At 41.4% G+C, this 17,513-nt stretch carries 13 protein-coding genes; 8 read left to right on the top strand and 5 right to left on the bottom strand.

Annotated elements, in window-relative coordinates; all coding sequences use genetic code 11:
• Positions 1 to 40: 40 nt before the first annotated feature.
• The 3 genes from secDF to gap all read left to right on the top strand — a co-directional run bounded on the left by secDF (position 41) and on the right by gap (position 4,935).
• The gene (gene secDF / locus ACL9RF_RS00600; RefSeq protein WP_422798655.1) at positions 41 to 3,043 is read left to right on the top strand and encodes a protein translocase subunit SecDF; all 3,003 of its coding nucleotides are present in this window, start codon (positions 41 to 43) and stop codon (positions 3,041 to 3,043) included.
• Between the two features lie 222 nt (positions 3,044 to 3,265).
• Positions 3,266 to 3,898, top strand: coding sequence for a peroxiredoxin family protein (locus ACL9RF_RS00595; RefSeq protein ID WP_422798654.1), 633 nt, complete (start codon positions 3,266 to 3,268; stop codon positions 3,896 to 3,898).
• Positions 3,899 to 3,942: 44 nt separating this feature from the next.
• On the top strand, positions 3,943 to 4,935 hold the full coding sequence (gene gap / locus ACL9RF_RS00590; protein WP_422798653.1) for a type I glyceraldehyde-3-phosphate dehydrogenase: 993 nt from the start codon (positions 3,943 to 3,945) through the stop codon (positions 4,933 to 4,935).
• A gap of 55 nt (positions 4,936 to 4,990) precedes the next feature.
• Here gap and ACL9RF_RS00585 read toward each other — a convergent pair whose 3' ends face one another.
• The 4 genes from ACL9RF_RS00585 to proS all read right to left on the bottom strand — a co-directional run bounded on the left by ACL9RF_RS00585 (position 4,991) and on the right by proS (position 9,329).
• Complete coding sequence (locus tag ACL9RF_RS00585) at positions 4,991 to 5,758, bottom strand: TIGR02757 family protein (protein WP_422798652.1); 768 nt, start codon at positions 5,756 to 5,758, stop codon at positions 4,991 to 4,993.
• A 45-nt stretch (positions 5,759 to 5,803) separates the two neighbouring features.
• Positions 5,804 to 6,952: a cystathionine gamma-synthase gene (locus tag ACL9RF_RS00580; protein ID WP_422798651.1), complete on the bottom strand. Its 1,149-nt coding sequence runs from the start codon at positions 6,950 to 6,952 to the stop codon at positions 5,804 to 5,806.
• Between the two features lie 36 nt (positions 6,953 to 6,988).
• Positions 6,989 to 7,774, bottom strand: a complete 786-nt coding sequence (locus ACL9RF_RS00575) for a GDP-L-fucose synthase (RefSeq protein ID WP_422798650.1) — start codon at positions 7,772 to 7,774, stop codon at positions 6,989 to 6,991.
• A gap of 79 nt (positions 7,775 to 7,853) precedes the next feature.
• Positions 7,854 to 9,329 (bottom strand): proline--tRNA ligase, encoded by a 1,476-nt coding sequence (gene proS / locus ACL9RF_RS00570; protein WP_422798649.1) that lies wholly within the window; start codon positions 9,327 to 9,329, stop codon positions 7,854 to 7,856.
• A gap of 178 nt (positions 9,330 to 9,507) precedes the next feature.
• On the opposite strand from proS, the gene ACL9RF_RS00565 reads away from it, so the two are divergent.
• Both ACL9RF_RS00565 and ACL9RF_RS00560 read left to right on the top strand, forming a co-directional pair.
• Positions 9,508 to 10,677, top strand: a complete 1,170-nt coding sequence (locus ACL9RF_RS00565) for a hypothetical protein (protein ID WP_422798648.1) — start codon at positions 9,508 to 9,510, stop codon at positions 10,675 to 10,677.
• Positions 10,678 to 10,777: 100 nt separating this feature from the next.
• Positions 10,778 to 12,346, top strand: coding sequence for an OmpP1/FadL family transporter (locus ACL9RF_RS00560; protein WP_422798647.1), 1,569 nt, complete (start codon positions 10,778 to 10,780; stop codon positions 12,344 to 12,346).
• A gap of 268 nt (positions 12,347 to 12,614) precedes the next feature.
• Here the strand turns inward: ACL9RF_RS00560 and ACL9RF_RS00555 are convergent, their stop codons facing one another.
• Positions 12,615 to 13,388 carry a DeoR/GlpR family DNA-binding transcription regulator gene (locus ACL9RF_RS00555; protein ID WP_422798646.1) on the bottom strand — a complete coding sequence of 258 codons (774 nt, stop codon included), beginning with the start codon at positions 13,386 to 13,388 and terminating at the stop codon, positions 12,615 to 12,617.
• A gap of 115 nt (positions 13,389 to 13,503) precedes the next feature.
• On the opposite strand from ACL9RF_RS00555, the gene ACL9RF_RS00550 reads away from it, so the two are divergent.
• Genes ACL9RF_RS00550 through ACL9RF_RS00540 form a run of 3 tightly spaced genes read left to right on the top strand, consistent with a single transcriptional unit; the run spans position 13,504 to position 17,341 of the window.
• Positions 13,504 to 15,069, top strand: a complete 1,566-nt coding sequence (locus ACL9RF_RS00550) for an FAD-dependent oxidoreductase (protein WP_422798645.1) — start codon at positions 13,504 to 13,506, stop codon at positions 15,067 to 15,069.
• 26 nt (positions 15,070 to 15,095) lie between these two features.
• Positions 15,096 to 16,589: a glycerol kinase GlpK gene (gene glpK, locus ACL9RF_RS00545; RefSeq protein ID WP_422798644.1), complete on the top strand. Its 1,494-nt coding sequence runs from the start codon at positions 15,096 to 15,098 to the stop codon at positions 16,587 to 16,589.
• A gap of 29 nt (positions 16,590 to 16,618) precedes the next feature.
• Positions 16,619 to 17,341, top strand: a complete 723-nt coding sequence (locus tag ACL9RF_RS00540) for an MIP/aquaporin family protein (protein ID WP_422798643.1) — start codon at positions 16,619 to 16,621, stop codon at positions 17,339 to 17,341.
• Positions 17,342 to 17,513 lie beyond the last annotated feature (172 nt).

The following is a 17,513-nucleotide window of genomic DNA, read 5'->3' as shown; positions in this document are numbered from 1 at the left end:
AAAACATAAACTATATCAAACTAATAGACTAAAACACAAAATGCAGAGTAAAGGGCTGATTAAATTTTTGGTAGTGATAGTGACACTAACCTGTCTCTTTTCGCTATCATTCACTTTTGTTACAAGAAAAGTGGAACGTGACGCTGTGGCGTATGCAGGAGGCGATATTGCAAAAGAGAAAGCTTATTTGGATTCCATTGCAGGAGAAACAGTTTACAATTTAGGTTTTGCGAAGTACACCTACAGGGAGTGTAAGTCGTACGAATTAGCACTAGGGCTAGATCTTAAAGGTGGTATGAACGTTACCATGGAGATTTCGTTGGAAGAGCTAATAAAAAACTTAGCAAACAATCCTAAGGATGAAAAATTCAATGCGGCATTGACAAGTGCGGTACAGAAAAGCAAGTCTTCGAACAAATCTGTTGTAGATTTATTTATTGATGAGTATAAGACTTCTGGAGCAAGTGCATCTTTAGCATCTTTCTTTGCTACCAAAGACAATGTAAGTTTTATTAAAACGACGAGTTCAGATGCTGATGTAAAAAGCTTCCTTCAAAAAGAAGCCGACAATGCTATTCAAAACTCCTATAAAGTTTTACATACACGTATTGATAAATTTGGTGTGGCTTCGCCCAACATTCAAATTCAGCAAGGTACAAACCGTATTCTTATTGAACTTCCGGGTGTAAATGATGAAGCTCGTGTTCGTAAATTATTACAAGGGTCGGCAAAATTGGAGTTTTACGATACGCATGATAACCATCAGGTGTATCCTTTATTGGAAAACATCAACCGTACCTTAGCTTCTACGCTGGCAACAGCAGCTCCTGCTACAGTTAAAGAAAGCACTGCAAAAGATACAACTGCTGCAGACTCAACTAAAAAAGACGACAACTTATTGGCCAACTTAGGTGGTGCAAAAGGGGAGTCTAAAGATTCTGCGGCTAATCTGGCGAGCCTTAATGCACAAAACCCATTATTCTCGGTGTTGATGCCTAGCGTTTACCAAGCAGAAAATGGACAGCAGCAATTGGCGCCGGGTGCTCAGGTTGGTATTGCCAATTTAAAAGATACTGCTCGTGTAAATGAATATTTAGCAAGACCGGAAATAAAAGCACAGATTCCTGCTAATTTAAAATTATTGTGGTCTGTTAAACCGGAACAGCGTAATCCTAACTTCTTATCCTTATATGCCATTAAGGTTGCACCGGGTGAAACGGGTTCAATCTTAACGGGTGATGTGATTACGGATGCTACACCAAACTTCGACCCAACGAATAATGCGCCTGTTGTAAATATGACCATGAACTCTGTTGGTGCACGTGAATGGCGTAAAATTACGGCTAAGGCGGCACAGAATAGAGATGCTATTGCTATCGTATTAGACGGTGTTGTGTATTCAGCTCCTTCTGTAAATCAAGAAATCCCTGGTGGTAGCTCGGTAATTTCGGGTAACTTCACTATCGAGGATACAAAAGACTTAGCTAACGTATTGAAGGCAGGTCGCCTTCCTACAACGGCAAAAATTGTGGAAGAGGCTATCGTTGGTCCATCCTTAGGCCAAGCAGCAATTGATGCTGGTGTAAACTCTGCTGTAATCGGTATTGTTGTGGTTATGATCTTTATGATCTTGTATTACAACCGTGCAGGATGGGCAGCAAATATTGCCGTTATTTTCAACGTATTTTTCTTGTTGGGTATTCTAGCGTCGTTAAATGCGGTATTAACGTTGCCGGGTATTGCGGGTATCGTGCTAACCATGGGTACTGCAGTGGATGCCAACGTATTAATTTACGAGCGTATCCGCGAGGAATTACGCTTGGGTAAAACTATCCGACAAGCTATTGCGGATGGGTATAAACATGCCTTACCATCCATTTTAGACTCGCAGATTACTACTTTCTTGGTGGGTGTGGTATTATTCTTCTTTGGTTCAGGACCGATTTTAGGTTTTGCAACGACGATGATGATTGGTATTATTACCTCGTTGTTTACGTCTATCTTTATCTCTCGATTAATTTTCGAATTTATGTTAGAGAAGGATATAAAAATCAACGTATCCTTCCCATGGTCGGAAAATACATTGGTAAACGCAAACTTCCAGTTTATTAAAAAACGTAAAGTGTTCTACAGTATTTCTATTGTAGCGGTTATAATTTCCTTATTCTTTATCTTCACGAAAGGTTTTACTTTAGGCGTTGACTTCCAAGGTGGTCGTACCTATACGGTAGCTTATGATAAACCTGTGGATTTGGAAGAAGTACGTAAAAATTTGGATGAGACTTTCCAGTCGACAACAGAGGTTAAAACTTTCGGTAATAGCAATCAAGTTCGTGTAACAACGACATATCATATCACCGAAACTTCCGATGATGCGGACCAGGAGGTATTGGGCAAACTAAACGAAGGATTATCTAAAATTTCGGGCAATAAGTATGAAATCTTATCGTCGCAGAAGGTGGGTCCTTCCATTGCTTCGGATATTAAAGGCAGAGCAACATGGTCTGGTGTTCTATCGATCATTATTATTGCGGCTTATATTTTAATCCGTTTCCATAAATGGCAATATTCTGTAGGTGCGGCTATAGCGACCTTACACGATGCTATTATCTTATTAGGTTTATTCTCTATCCTGGATGGTATTGTTCCATTCTCGTTGGATATTGACCAGCACTTTGTGGCAGCAATCCTGACGGTTATTGCTTACTCGGTAAATGATACTGTTGTTGTATTCGACCGTTTAAGAGAGTTCCTGAACAGGCCAAATGCACACAATGAAGATTTCTCCGGTACGGTAAACCATGCGATAAACTCGACATTAAGCCGTACAATTATTACTTCCTTAACGATTATTTTCGTATTGGCTGTATTATTTATCTTCGGTGGCGAGGTTATTCGTGGTTTCTCTTTCGCTATCTTAATTGGTATTGTTGTGGGTACCTACTCTTCCGTAGTATTAGCGGCAACAACGGTATACGACTTGGGTAGAGGGAAACACTTTACTACACCTAAAGAAGCTAAAGTTAAGGTGGTAACTCCTTAATAAGGAAAAATAAAATATTCCATTAAAAAGGCCTTCATACAAATATGAAGGCCTTTTTTTTAGGGTATGCGGGTCGTATTGCTTAAAAAGAGCTTCCTTTGTATTTTTAATGTAACAACTTTAAGAATTAAAAATTTCTAATCCCTATTCCCGACGATAAGGTGTACGCCCTTTCTATTTTTTTTATAGCTTTGTAGGAAACAGAACAAAAAGATGAGAAAAATGATGATACCGGTTTATTTTGTAGCAAGTGCAGTAATGAGCCTATCCAGCTGTAACAATGCACCGAAAAATGCTAACGCCAGCACCAATCAGGTGGAGACGGTAAACGGCGACCATGCTAACCACGACCATGCTGACCATGCAGGACACGACCACGGTACTGCTGCTGAAGGACAGCAGCCGGCTATGGATAATTTAGCACAGGGTGCTCCGGCACAGACCATCCCGGCTTTTAATTTTTACAAGGTTAAATCGGGTGTTTCGTTTACAAATGCAGATATCCCTAAAGGTAAAAAAACAGTTTTTATCCTGTTTGATCCAAATTGTTCACACTGTAGAGATGAAGCTTCTGCTTTAGGCAAAAACTACAACAAGATTAAAAATGTAAATCTTTATTTTGTTTCGATGAATGACCCGGCTTTAATGGCCTCTTTCTTAGAAACTTTTGGTAAAGAATTAGTGGGCAAACCTAATGTTGAGGTGTTGTACGACAGAAACCAGGAGTTTATACAAAAAATACATGTTCCTAAGCAATTTCCTGCAAACTATGTTTATGGTGCCGATAACAAACTGCAAACGTTTTGGGATGGCGATAAAAACATCAACGATATCGTAGCCGCATACACAAAGTAGGGAGCGATCCTCTCTACTTTTTTTCAATTTATAGTATTAAAGAAATGAATATTGCCATCAATGGATTTGGCCGAATTGGTAGACATACCTTAAGAAATCTGCTAACCCGACAATTGCCAAACCTTGAAATTATCGCTATTAATGACCTCAGCGACCCCGAGACTTTAGCGCACTTATTAAAGTACGATTCTGTACACGGCCCCTTTCCGGGGGAGGTTACTGCTGGCAAGGATTTTATCACCGTCCATGGTAAAGATATTGCCATTTACAAAGAGAAAAATCCTGCTCTGCTACCTTGGGAGGCCCTGAAAATTGATGTCGTTATCGAGTCTACAGGCTTTTTTACGAGCGGTGAGCAGGCGGGTTTACATTTAAAAGCCGGTGCTAAGCAGGTAATTATTTCAGCACCATCGCCTGATAAGGATATCCCTACAGTAGTATTAGGAATAAATGACGATACCTTTGATTGGAAAACACCTATTTTCTCGAACGCATCGTGTACAACAAACAATGTAGCGCCCTTAGTTAAAATCTTGGATGAAAATTGGCGTATTCAGGATGGCTATATTACCACGGTGCACTCCATGACGGGTGATCAGAATTTACATGATTCTCCACATAGAGACCTGCGCAGAGCGCGTGCCGCATCTTCGTCTATTATCCCGACTTCTACTGGAGCGGCAAAAGCCATTACCAATGTTTTTCCGCACCTTGCGCATAAGTTGGGTGGTGCCGGTATTCGTGTGCCCGTATTAAATGGTTCACTTACGGATTTTACCTGTACGCTGGCCGAAAAAACTACCGTAGCGGAGATTAACCGTAAATTTAAGGCGGCAGCAGAAGGACCGCTGAAAAATGTTTTGTTCTATACAGAGGATCCCATTGTCTCGGTTGATATTATCAATAACCCCTACTCCTGTGTGTTTGATGCACAGCTTACCTCTATTGTTGGCGGCTTGGTAAAGGTGGTAGGCTGGTATGATAACGAATATGGGTATTCCAACCGTTTGGTTGATATTTTACAGAAAATCAGCTAGAACGATTTTAATGATTGCTAATGCGAATGGTATACGATAAAGGTATACCATTACATTACATTTCTCCCTCTACACCTAGACCAAATAAAGCAAAATCATACTTTACAGGATCCCTGGGGTCTAATAGGCGTAAATTCTCCGTTAATTCTAGCGCTGTTTTCCAATTTACCTTTTCCAGGGTTATCAAATGCAGCTTCCGTGCCACGCGCTCTACATGTACATCGCATGGGCAGATCAGTTGGGCGGGTTTTATACCAGTCCAGATTCCAAAATCTACGCCCTTATCATCTTGCCGAACCATCCAGCGTAAGAACATATTAAGGCGTTTACAGGTTGATTTTTGCAGGGGCGAGCTTACATGCTTGCGCGTGCGAATGGGATAATCGGGCAACGAAAAGAAATAGTTTTTAAACGTATTCAATGCCGTTTCAATGGAAATTTCGGGATTCTGCTCCTGCCCTTGTATAAAAGCCTGCTCTAAAGAATTATAATGCTGATAATGTTGCTTAAAGAAGGCTATAAAATAAAGCAGATCGGTATCGTTAAAGGTGCGGTGCTTAAAGCCCAAAAGTTGCTTAAGATCAGCATCTTGATGCTGTACAACAAAATCATACGGACTTCCATCCATACGCTCAATAAGCTCCTTACACTTGTTGATAATAGTTTTACGTTGCCCCCATGCTAATATGGAGGCAAAGAATCCCATCACTTCGATATCTTGTTTTTTACTAAAAAGATGGGGGATAACAATAGGGTCGTTTTCTATAAAATCTGCTCTATTGTATAGCTCAACCTTTTGGTCTAAAAAATGCTGTAAGTTCAAAAAATAGAAATTAAAAATTAAAATGTAAAATGTAAATATATTCGCTTAAGCGTCCAAGGCCTCCTTAAGGTCTTGCAAGAGGTCTTCTACATCTTCAATGCCCACAGAAATACGTAGCAGGTTGTCTACGACACCCACTTTCTCACGCAGCTCCTTTGGAATAGAGCCATGTGTCATCGTCGCTGGATGATTAATCAAAGACTCCACCCCGCCTAAGGATTCGGCCAATGTAAACACCTTGAACCGGGATGCTATCCGAAAAGTTTCCTCCAGATCTGCATCCTTTAACACAATAGATAACATACCACCAAAACCACGCATTTGCGCCGCTGCAATAGCATGTCCAGGATGATCGGAAAATCCGGGCCAATAGATCTTTTCCACCCGAGGATGGGTCTTTAAAAATTTTGCTATAACAGCCGCATGCGCACAATGGGCTTGCATACGTAGGTGCAGTGTTTTTAGGCCACGGAGGGTAAGAAAAGCGTCCTGTGGTCCTGGAGTGCCGCCACATGCATTATAGTAAAAAAATAACCTCTTATAGTAGCTTTCATCGTTCATCACCAGTGCCCCCATTACCACATCGGAATGCCCATTAATATATTTTGTTGCGGAGTGCATAACAATATCAGCACCAAAATCCAGTGGGTTCTGCAAGTAGGGAGACGCAAAGGTATTGTCCACTACATAAAGTATATTGCTGCTGTTAGCCAATTTTCCTATCGCCGCGAGATCGGCTATTTTTAGAGTGGGGTTAGTTGGCGTTTCGATCCAAATTAGACGTGTTTTAGGTGTTATAGCATTTGTTATGGCTTGTATATCGGAACAGTCTACAAAGCGAAAGGTGATACCATAATCCGCATATACCTGCGTGAAAATACGATAGGAACCGCCATAAAGGTCGTCGCCTGTTACCACTTCATCGCCTGGTTTCAGCAAGCGCAAAACACAGTCTGTTGCAGCCATACCACTCGAAAATGCCAAGCCAAACTTCCCATTTTCCAATGCCGCCAAACAATCCTCCAGTGCCTTTCGTGTGGGGTTTGTGCCACGCGAATATTCATACCCTTTATGGTCTCCGGGGGAGGCTTGCTGATACGTGGAGGTTTGGTATATAGGTGTCATTACCGCTCCCGTTGTAGGGTCGGCCTGCTGACCGGCATGGATAGCCTTCGTTGCAAATTTATAAGTCATTTTTTACTTGTTTTTAATACATTAGCAGTAAACTTACTAAAAATTTAGCGGCGATGGATACCGGAAAGTATAGTTCAGGCGCTCCCTAATTTTATCGGAACGAACGATCTTCTGGGTTGTATATACAGGCTTAAAAGATTCGGGTAGCCTATAACCATAACGCTGTGCCGAGGCTTGGATTACGGCTGCCTTGGAGGGGTGCTCAGGGGCCACAATATTAAAGATTTCCTTGCTGCTCAGTTCCTCCGTCAGGCCTAAAATCAGCAAAGCAACCACATCGTCAAGGTGTACAAAATTAGCCGGTTGCTCCCCTGTTGTACAAACTTTATCTTCAAAATACTTAGCAAATATGCGGTTTTTGCCGAAAAGACCAGCCAACCGATAGACCAGCGTATTCGGTAAGGCCAGCATGCTATCCTCAGCGGTTTTTAAACGTAGGTTTAGCCCTTCAGTATGGGTTTCATCAAATACCAGATCAGCATCCGGATAGATACCAATAGAACTTAAAAAAATATGCCGCTTATAGTTTATGCCCCGCAATGTCGCCGATACATGGGCAAACCTTTCGGCTATCGCTGGTACGCTACTCTTGCTACTTGCCGGCACCGAGGTTACCATATAATCCACAGCAGCAGGTAGCGCAGCCCCAACAGCTGTATTGTCAAAGTCGACAACAATAGCCTGAATACCCATTTCCCTTAAACGCGCACATTTTTCGGCGCTAGTTACGGTGCAGTACACCTGATATCCTACCCTTAAAAGAGTCAATGCCAACTCCTCGCCTACCCAGCCACAGCCTAAAATTAAAATTTGTTTTCCCATACCCTATGCTATAAACCACAAAGGGAATAAAAGCTTACTTTTATCCCCTTTGCTAATTTTTTTAAAAAAAATGTAAACCTTAATAAGCCTTAGCAAATAAAACACGTTTCCCGATCGAAGGTTTGCCGGTGAAGATACAAACCCCTTCTTCTGCTTTAGCATCTAAAGGAATACAACGGATGGTTGCTTTTGTTTCTTCTTTAACACGCTTCTCGGTTTCTACCGTGCCATCCCAATGGCAAGCTATAAAGCCACCTTTGTTTTCTAAAACATCTTTAAACTCTTCGTATGAATTTACCTCAGTAATATGTGAATCTCGGAATTGTAGCGCTTTATGGAAGATGTTATCCTGAATTTCTACCAATAGGTTATCAATTAAAGTACCTAGTCCTTCTTGTTGCACCGTTTCTTTACTTTGGGTATCCCTACGTGCCAGCTCTACAGTACCATTCTGCATATCCCGCGCTCCGACCGCAACACGCAATGGCACGCCTTTCAACTCCCATTCAGCAAATTTAAAACCTGGACGCTGCGTATCTCTGTCATCGTACTTAACGCGAATATCTTTTGCTTTAAGCTCCTTATTTAAAGCATCCACAAAGGCATCTATATTGGCTTTCTCTTCTTCAGTTTTGAAAATCGGAACGATAACCACCTGAATAGGCGCCAGCTTCGGTGGTAATACCAAACCCTGGTCGTCGGAATGTGCCATAATTAAGGCGCCCATCAAACGTGTAGATACCCCCCATGATGTTGCCCATACATATTCCTGTTTACCTTCACGCGAGGTAAATTTAACATCAAATGCTTTTGCAAAATTTTGCCCCAAAAAGTGAGATGTTCCTGCCTGCAAAGCCTTTCCGTCTTGCATTAACGTTTCAATGGTTAAAGTGTCTAAAGCACCGGCAAAACGCTCGTTTTCGGTTTTATTACCCTTCACAACAGGTACGGCAAGTGTGCCTTCAGCAAATTCAGCATACACCTCTAGCATTTGTTTTGCTTCTGCAATAGCCTCTTCTTGTGTAGCATGTGCGGTATGTCCCTCCTGCCATAAAAACTCGGCTGTACGTAGAAATAAACGCGTACGCATTTCCCACCGTACCACATTTGCCCATTGGTTTACTAAAATTGGCAGATCGCGGTACGACTCTACCCAACCTTTATAGGTATTCCAGATAATGGTTTCAGAAGTAGGACGTACAATAAGTTCTTCTTCTAATTTAGCCTCCTCATCAACAATAATATTTCCGTTGCCATCATTTTTTAATCTATAGTGTGTTACAACCGCACATTCCGTTGCAAAACCTTCCACATGAGAAGCCTCTTTTGAAAAGAAAGATTTTGGGATAAATAAGGGGAAATACGCATTACTATGACCTGTTTCTTTGAATCGGGCATCCAATATAGCTTGCATACGTTCCCAAATAGCATAGCCATAGGGTTTGATAACCATACATCCACGCACCGCAGAATATTCTGCCAAATCTGCCTTGATTACCAAATCATTATACCACTGTGAATAATCTTCACTACGACTTGTTATTCCTTTACTCATTGAATTATTTATCTATTAATTGTAAAAAATCTGCTGTATTGCTATTTATTGTCTTTGGGATATAGACCCTAAAAAAATATGTTTATTTTTGAAAATAGGATTAAACCTTTACCAAAATTCGCGTCTAAGTTAAGAAAAAGAGGTAAGATATACTATACACTTTAGGGATAAAGATATTATGAAAACATATAACGTATTACTAGGTGGTTTAACATTAGCAGTCACAGCATTGGTAAGCTCATGTTCTACCGGAAGGCAGGTCACCTACCGCGACGATGTATACAATAACCGTCAGGCAAACAAGCAACGCGAAGTTTACCAGAGCCCGGATTATTACTATACGGATGGCCAAAACCAAAACCAAGATCAGTATGCTGATAATGGGTATTATGCCGATGAATATTCGGATCGGGATTACAACGATAGTCAATATGAAGATTTAGAATATGCTAACCGTATCAACCGTTTTTATTATGCCTCACCAGGTATGGGCTATTTTAACCCGTGGTTTGACCCTTGGTATGGCTATGGTGGTATGGGTATGGGCTTTGGCTGGTCCAACTGGGGCTGGGGTTCCAGATGGTCTATAGGCTTTGGCTACGGCTGGGGAGGCTATGGCTGGGGAGGCTATGGCTGGGGTAATCCGTACTATGGCATGGGCTGGGGTTATCCAGGCTACGGCTGGGGTGGATATGGTGGTTATTACGCCTACTATAACAGCTGGGGACACCCGTATTACGGTACTGGTTATTACAATAATGGTTACTATACGCGCCGTGCACCATCACGCTATGATGGCGATCGTTTCAATAGACGCGACAACAACTACTCGCGTAGAGATTTGACACCATCCTCCAGACGTGATAACGGAATAAGCCGCGATGCTAACGGACGGATTTTGACGGGACGTGAAGCCTCATCAAGACGCGCTACAGATAACGGTATTAGCACGGGAAGCCGTCGTGATGGGGTCATGGATCCTAACCGGGCTTCAATGGGTAGCTCCCGTAGAGGAACAACGGCCGACAACCGAGGTATGGAGTCTTCAAGAAGAGGTGACTATGGCAACCCCAACAACATGGGGTCATCACGTCGCTCAGGGGCAGACCAGGGTAATATTTATAACAGACCGACAACGACAGATCGCTCAAATTCTGCAGGTAGCAGTAGAAGATCATCGGACGGTGGTTTTAACCAGGGCAACACCAGAGGTTCGTCGGGCAACTATACGCCACCAGCACGTTCTAGCTCATCAATGGGTTCTTCTAGAGGATCATCTGGCGGTGGCTTCAGCGGCGGCGGCGGCGGCTCTTCTCGATCTTCAAGCAGTGGATCGTCTAGAAGATAATATATTACAAAATTAAGATAAAAATTTTTCCTCATGATTTAATCCAATTCCACAGTCTTCGTTGACTGTGGAATTATAACATAGCTTTAGATTTCATTTTATGCAATTAAAACACCTTGTTTTATCCTTATTTGTATCCAGTATATTTTGGGGCAAAGTACAAGCTCAATCGATTGATGATCCTTTAACTTTTTCGAAAGAAGATAATGGTGGTTCGGCTCGTATAAAGGGTTTGGGAAATGCGCAGACAGCACTGGGTGGAGATATATCGTCCATTAACGGTAACCCGGCAGGCTTAGGCTTCTTCAGCCAATCGGATGCTTCGATTACCACGAACTTTTTAAACAGCAGGTATAAAACCGATTTTTTGGGTAGCAAAAACACCAGCAAAAAAAATAATTTCGGCATCGATCAGGCCGGTGTGGTGTTTAACTTCCCAACAGCCAATCATTATTATGAAACGTCAGGATGGCAAAATTTTAATGTCGGAATTAGTTACAATAAAACGCAAAATTTTAACAACAGGCTAATTTACGAAGGCATTAATAATGCTACGTCTTACAGCTACTCCTTAATTGATATTATGGAGAATAACAGAAATGGTACCTTTGAAAAGGACTTTGCTGGCTCTAATTTGGTGGATGTAAATAAAGATGGTTTATATTATCCTTTAGCTATTGGCAACAAAGATAAGGGTCAATACAATGAAATTCTAAGCAGTGGCAATCGTTCGAAAACAACACTAGCATTTGGAGCCAACTATAATAATACACTTTATGTAGGGGGTAGTATTGGTTTTACATCGTTGCAATACGATAACAGCAGTAAATTTATAGAAAATGGTTGGATTAAAGGTAGGGATGCTATATTAGCTGAAAATCCGGACTCTCCGTTTGGCGACCCTAAAGACCCTAGAGCCAAATATGTAGGTAGCAGTTATGAGATGTTTGATGTAAAAAGACAGCAGGTGGATGGTTCTGGTATCGATGCAAAAATCGGTGTTATTTATAAACCTACTACAGATTGGAATATTGGGGTTACCATAAATACGCCTACCTGGTTAAATATCAAGGAAGACGAATTGAAGTATACGGATATTGATTATTACGAGGATGCTACATCGAATAAACATATCGGAAAATATGAATCTAAAAGTTACTACAAAGATGGCAACTATAGGGATTATAATTTAATTACGCCTTGGAAATTTAGCGCGGGTGTAACGAAGTTCTTTAGCCGTGGATTAGTTACAGTAGATGCGGATCTTGTTACCTACAATACCCTTAAATATACCAATTCGTTAAGTGGCGGTAGCTCTTCTGTGTATAGTGGAATTAATAAAACATTAAAAGATACCTATAAAACTGCTGCAAATTTCCGTATCGGTGGTGAGTATCTTTTTAGTAACCTGATTAGCGGCCGTGCCGGTTTTAATTATATCGGTAATCCATATAAAAATTCATCCGACAAAAACTATAGCGGAAGCCTAGGCCTTGGATTTAAATTAACGCAAAATATTTATGCAGACGTTGCTGTGCTGCATCAGATCAACTCGTATAAACAAGCGGCTTATTCTTTCGACGAAAATTATTGGAACGCAGGAAGCCCTGTTGCTGATATCAAACTTCAGCGTACAAGTGCTTTGCTGACTTTAGGTGCTAAATTTTAAGGCTTTTTTGCTGTAATTGCATGGTCTTAGGGCAAATACCATTGCTCCCTATAGTACATGCTTAATTTTAGCGGGTTTTTAGGTACCTACCTCCTATCCTAAAAAGGGCTTATGTTGTTAAAACTTCATAAGCCCTTTTTTGTGCGATATCGTATGTTTATAAAATTTAATGGAATCGATTCGCCGGAGGATAATTTTAATTTTCCTTTATATCAGATACCCTTATTTTCAGGCTCTCTATGTAGGTGGAGTTTTTAACTTAAGGATCTTATGAGGCCTTATCCGGACAGACTATGGTTTCAATACCTAAACTATCGAAGAGCTCTTGGAAGTGCACTGGTATAGCATCCGAAATTATAATATCAATTTTCGAAAAATCGCTGATCTTACCAAAGCTTTTCCGTCCGAATTTACTGAAATCTGCCAAAACAATGACCTGCTGTGCTACCTCGATCATCTTCTGATTTAAAACCGCTTCTTGTGCATTTGTCGTAGAAATCCCAAATTCCAGATCTATACCATCGACACCTAAAAAGAGTTTGGAACAGAATACCTGATCTAAAATATGCGTGGCATATGGTCCAATAACCGATGAGGAGGTCTTCCGTACAGAACCACCCAGTTGAATGACATCGATATTGGTATGTTTCAGAAGCTCCAGCGTAACATTTAAAGCCGAGGTAACTACCGTTAAATTTCCCTTAGGCACAATATTACGGGCCAAAAACTGGGTTGTGGTGCCAGAACCAATAATAATAGAATCGTTGTTCAACACTAAGTCAGCTGCTACTTTTGCAATTTTTTCTTTCTCCACTCCATGGATTTTCTCTTTTTCTACAACAGGCCTATCCGCCTGATAAGGGTTGCTCCGCGTTGCGCCACCATGGGTTCTAAAAACTAATCCGCTATCTTCCAAAAACTGTAAGTCCTTTCGTATGGTTACGGATGAGACGTTTAATTCATCGCAGAGCGCTAACACCGACACATGGCCCTTTTCATTTACTTCTTTTAATATATACTGATGACGTTCTACATTATTCATAATTCTAATATAATCAACTTATTTAGCTCCATTTTAAAATTTCGCATTATTTTTGAAAATATTTCGTTTTATTTCGTTTTTTGATTAATTTAGTTTCAATAAAAAATAAAACAAAATGAAATTCACTAGAAACGAAGCTTTTTTAAGCATCCAAAAATCTTCCGAATGGGACATTACCATTATCGGTGGCGGCGCTACAGGTTTAGGTATAGCGGTTGATGCTGCATCTAGAGGATATAAAACGTTAGTATTGGAGCGTTATGATTTTGCCAAAGGCACTTCCAGCAAAAGTACGAAGTTGGTACATGGTGGTGTACGGTATTTGGCTAATGGTGATGTTAAACTTGTTTTTGCGGCTTTAAAGGAAAGGGGATTAATCTTTCAGAATGCTCCGCATGTATCCTTTGTACAGAGTTTTGTTATCCCTTCATATTCCCTATTCAATAAGCTCAAATTTCTTATCGGTTTAAAATTATACGATTGGATGGCCGGAAAATTACGCATCGGTAAATCTAAAACGCTTTCAGCGAAGGAGGTGGTAGAAAAACTTCCTAAAGTTAAAACGAAAGGTTTAAAAGGTGGCATCATCTATTACGATGGCCAATTTGACGACGCCCGCTTAGCCATAAACCTAGCCCAAACAGCTAGTGAACATGGGGCTACGGTTCTTAACTATAGCGAAGTAAATAGCATTCTTAAAGACGAAAACGGCAAGGTAAATGGTTTAACATTCTTGGATAAGGAGCGTGGAGAAACTTTTACTATAAAAACAAAATCTATCATTAATGCGACCGGAATTTTTGTGGATGATATCCTGAAACTGGACACCGCAACTCATAAAAACCTGGTAAGACCTAGCCAGGGTGCTCATATCGTTGTAGACAAGAAATTTTTGGGACTTAACGATGCACTGATGATTCCAGAAACTAGCGATGGTAGGGTGCTATTTGGTGTGCCTTGGCACGATAAGGTATTATTGGGCACCACTGATACGCCATTGGATGCGCACCAGATTGAGCCTCGCCCTTTGGAAGAGGAGATAGATTTTATTCTAAAAACAGCACAGCAGTATCTTTCGGATGCGCCCACCAAAGCGGATGTAAGAAGTGTCTTCGCAGGTTTAAGACCTTTAGCTGCGCCAACAAAAGGCGATGGCAATAGCACGAAGGAGATATCTCGGGATCATAAACTTTTAAAAAACGAATCGAACCTGATTACGATTACTGGAGGGAAATGGACTACCTACCGAAAAATGGCAGAGGAAACGGTAGATCTTGCCATACGGACAGCGAACTTAAATCCAGTGCCTTGCAAAACGCAGCATTTACGCATTCACGGTTTTTCGACGGATAAAAGAAAAGGGCATTGGCAGGTATATGGTTCCGATGCGGAGAAGATTATGCAGTTAACGCAAGAAAATCCTATCCTAGGCACCAAAATACATGAGAACTACGATTTTATTCTGGCCGAAGTGGTCTGGGCCTGCACCCATGAAATGGTTGTAAACCTGGAGGATTTTATGGCCCGAAGAATTCGCTTTTTGTTGTTGGATGCTAAAGCTTCATTAGATGCGGCACCAACCGTTGCCAAACTGATGGCTGAGGTCCTTCAGCAGGACGATAGCTGGGTACAAAAGCAATTAAAAGACTATACCGATTTGGTAAAGAATTATACCTTATAAACTTACAATAATAAACCAATATAAATATGAAAAGAGAGATCATACTAGCTTTGGATCAAGGTACGACAAGCTCTAGGGCAATTTTGTTTGATAAAAGCGGGGAAATTATTCAGATAGCTCAGAAGGAATTTACACAGATATTTCCCCAATCGGGGTGGGTCGAACATGACCCGCAAGAAATATGGTCTTCGCAATTGGCCGTAATGGCTGAGGTGATTGCGAAAACAAAAATTAATCAAGAGGATATCAAAGCTATTGGTATTACAAACCAACGGGAAACAACTGTTGTCTGGAACAAACGAACGGGCAAACCTATACATAATGCTATCGTCTGGCAGGATCGCCGTACGGCAGCGTACTGCAAAAAAATTGCCGATAAGGGATTGGATAAGGTGATACAGGAGAAAACGGGTTTATTAATCGATGCTTACTTTTCGGCTTCAAAGATTAATTGGATACTGAACCATGTTAAAGAGGCTAGAGACTTAGCCGAACGCAATGAGCTTGCGTTTGGAACCGTAGACTCTTGGCTAGTATATAACTTGACTAACGGGGAAAAACATGTCACCGATGTATCTAATGCATCGCGGACCTTATTGCTAAATATACATACCTTGGAATGGGATCCTGAGCTATTGGAGATTTTCGATATTCCCGAATCTATGCTGCCGAAAGTTTGTAGTAGCGCTGAGGTGTATGGCCATACTTCCACAGATATTGGAAAGGTACGGATTCCTATTGCTGGTATTGCTGGTGATCAGCAAGCGGCATTATTCGGACAGCTGTGCAGCAAAAAAGGAATGGTTAAAAACACCTACGGTACGGGATGTTTTCTGCTGATGAACATCGGTAAAAAACCCGTTATATCCAATAACAAATTGCTAACGACGGTTGCGTGGAAAATTGGTAAGGAGGTAAACTATGCCCTTGAAGGCAGTATCTTTATCGCAGGTGCGGTGGTACAATGGCTACGTGATGAATTGGAAATCATAAAAAATTCTGCCGAAGTAGAACAGCTTGCCTTATCTGTGCCAGACAGCAATGGGGTTTATATTGTGCCGGCCTTTTCGGGCTTGGGGGCACCGCATTGGGATGCCGACGCCAGAGGTACTATTTATGGGCTGTCGCGTGGTGCCAACCGTGCTCATATTGCGCGTGCCGCGCTGGAGAGTATTGCCTACCAGGCGTATGACATACTTAAGGCTATGGAAAATGATGCCGGTGCCAAAATCAAGGAGCTCCGGGTCGACGGCGGGGTTACGAAAAACAATTTTTTAATGCAATTTCAGGCTGATATCCTTCGAACCAATGTTATCCGACCGGAAATTACCGAAACTACGGCTATGGGGGCTGCATTTCTTGCAGGACTTGCGGTGGGTTTATGGAAAGATATCGCCGAACTTCAGAGCCTCTGGAAAGAGAACAGGAACTTTACGCCTTCCAACAAAAAATTCGACGTTGAATTAAAAGAATGGCACCGTGCTATAGAAAGCACCAAGTATTGGTCCAAACATTCGTAAAATATTATTAAACCAACAATAACTAAATTATGACAGCATTTGTAGCAGAATTTATAGGCACAGGTACAATGATACTCTTAGGGGGAGGGGTTGTTGCAAACGTCGTACTTGTAGGTACTAAGGGCCATAACTCTGGATGGATAGTGATAACTGCAGCATGGGCCTTTGCCGTATTTGTGGCCGTTACTATCGCTGGTCCTTACAGTGGTGCGCACTTGAATTGCGCCGTAACCTTAGCGAATTTTATTTTAGGAAGAATGGACTTAGCTACTTCCCTATCGTATATGACGGCCCAGTTATTGGGTGCTATGTCGGGGGCATTTCTGGTTTGGCTCGTGTACAAAGACCATTTTGCGAAAACCAATGACCCTGCAACAAAAGAAGCCGTGTTTTGTACGGCTCCAGCAATATGGAATATCCCGGTAAACCTCTTCAGTGAGGTGTTGGGTACTTTTGTTCTGGTATTTACCATATTACATTTTAGGGATGCGGCGCTAAATGATTTGACTCCCATCGGCTTAGGATCCATAGGCGCGCTGCCTGTAACCTTACTGGTTTGGGCAATCGGACTCTCACTGGGTGGAACAACAGGTTATGCTATTAATCCGGCACGCGATTTAGGACCTCGGATTATGCATGCGCTACTACCCATACGCAATAAGGCACCTTTTAATAGCGCTTATGCATGGGTGCCGGTATTTGGCCCTTTTTTAGGCGCCAGCCTTGCCGCTTTGGCTTATATGTTGATCTAACAACAGAAAAATATATTAATTTACACATACACCAGTACCCCAATCAAGGCTTTATTTTAATAATAAAGCCTTTTTTATGCTTTAACCGCAAACTTTCTGCTTGCTGAGCTTGCATAAAAATGCAAAAGATGCCTACTGATGTATTTTAATTTCTTTCTAAATCAAAATTTAA

The sequence above is a fragment of the Sphingobacterium sp. Mn56C genome (assembly GCF_049319645.1).
Classification (GTDB): Bacteria; Bacteroidota; Bacteroidia; order Sphingobacteriales; family Sphingobacteriaceae; genus Sphingobacterium.
This window is presented reverse-complemented; position numbering and strand designations above follow the sequence as displayed.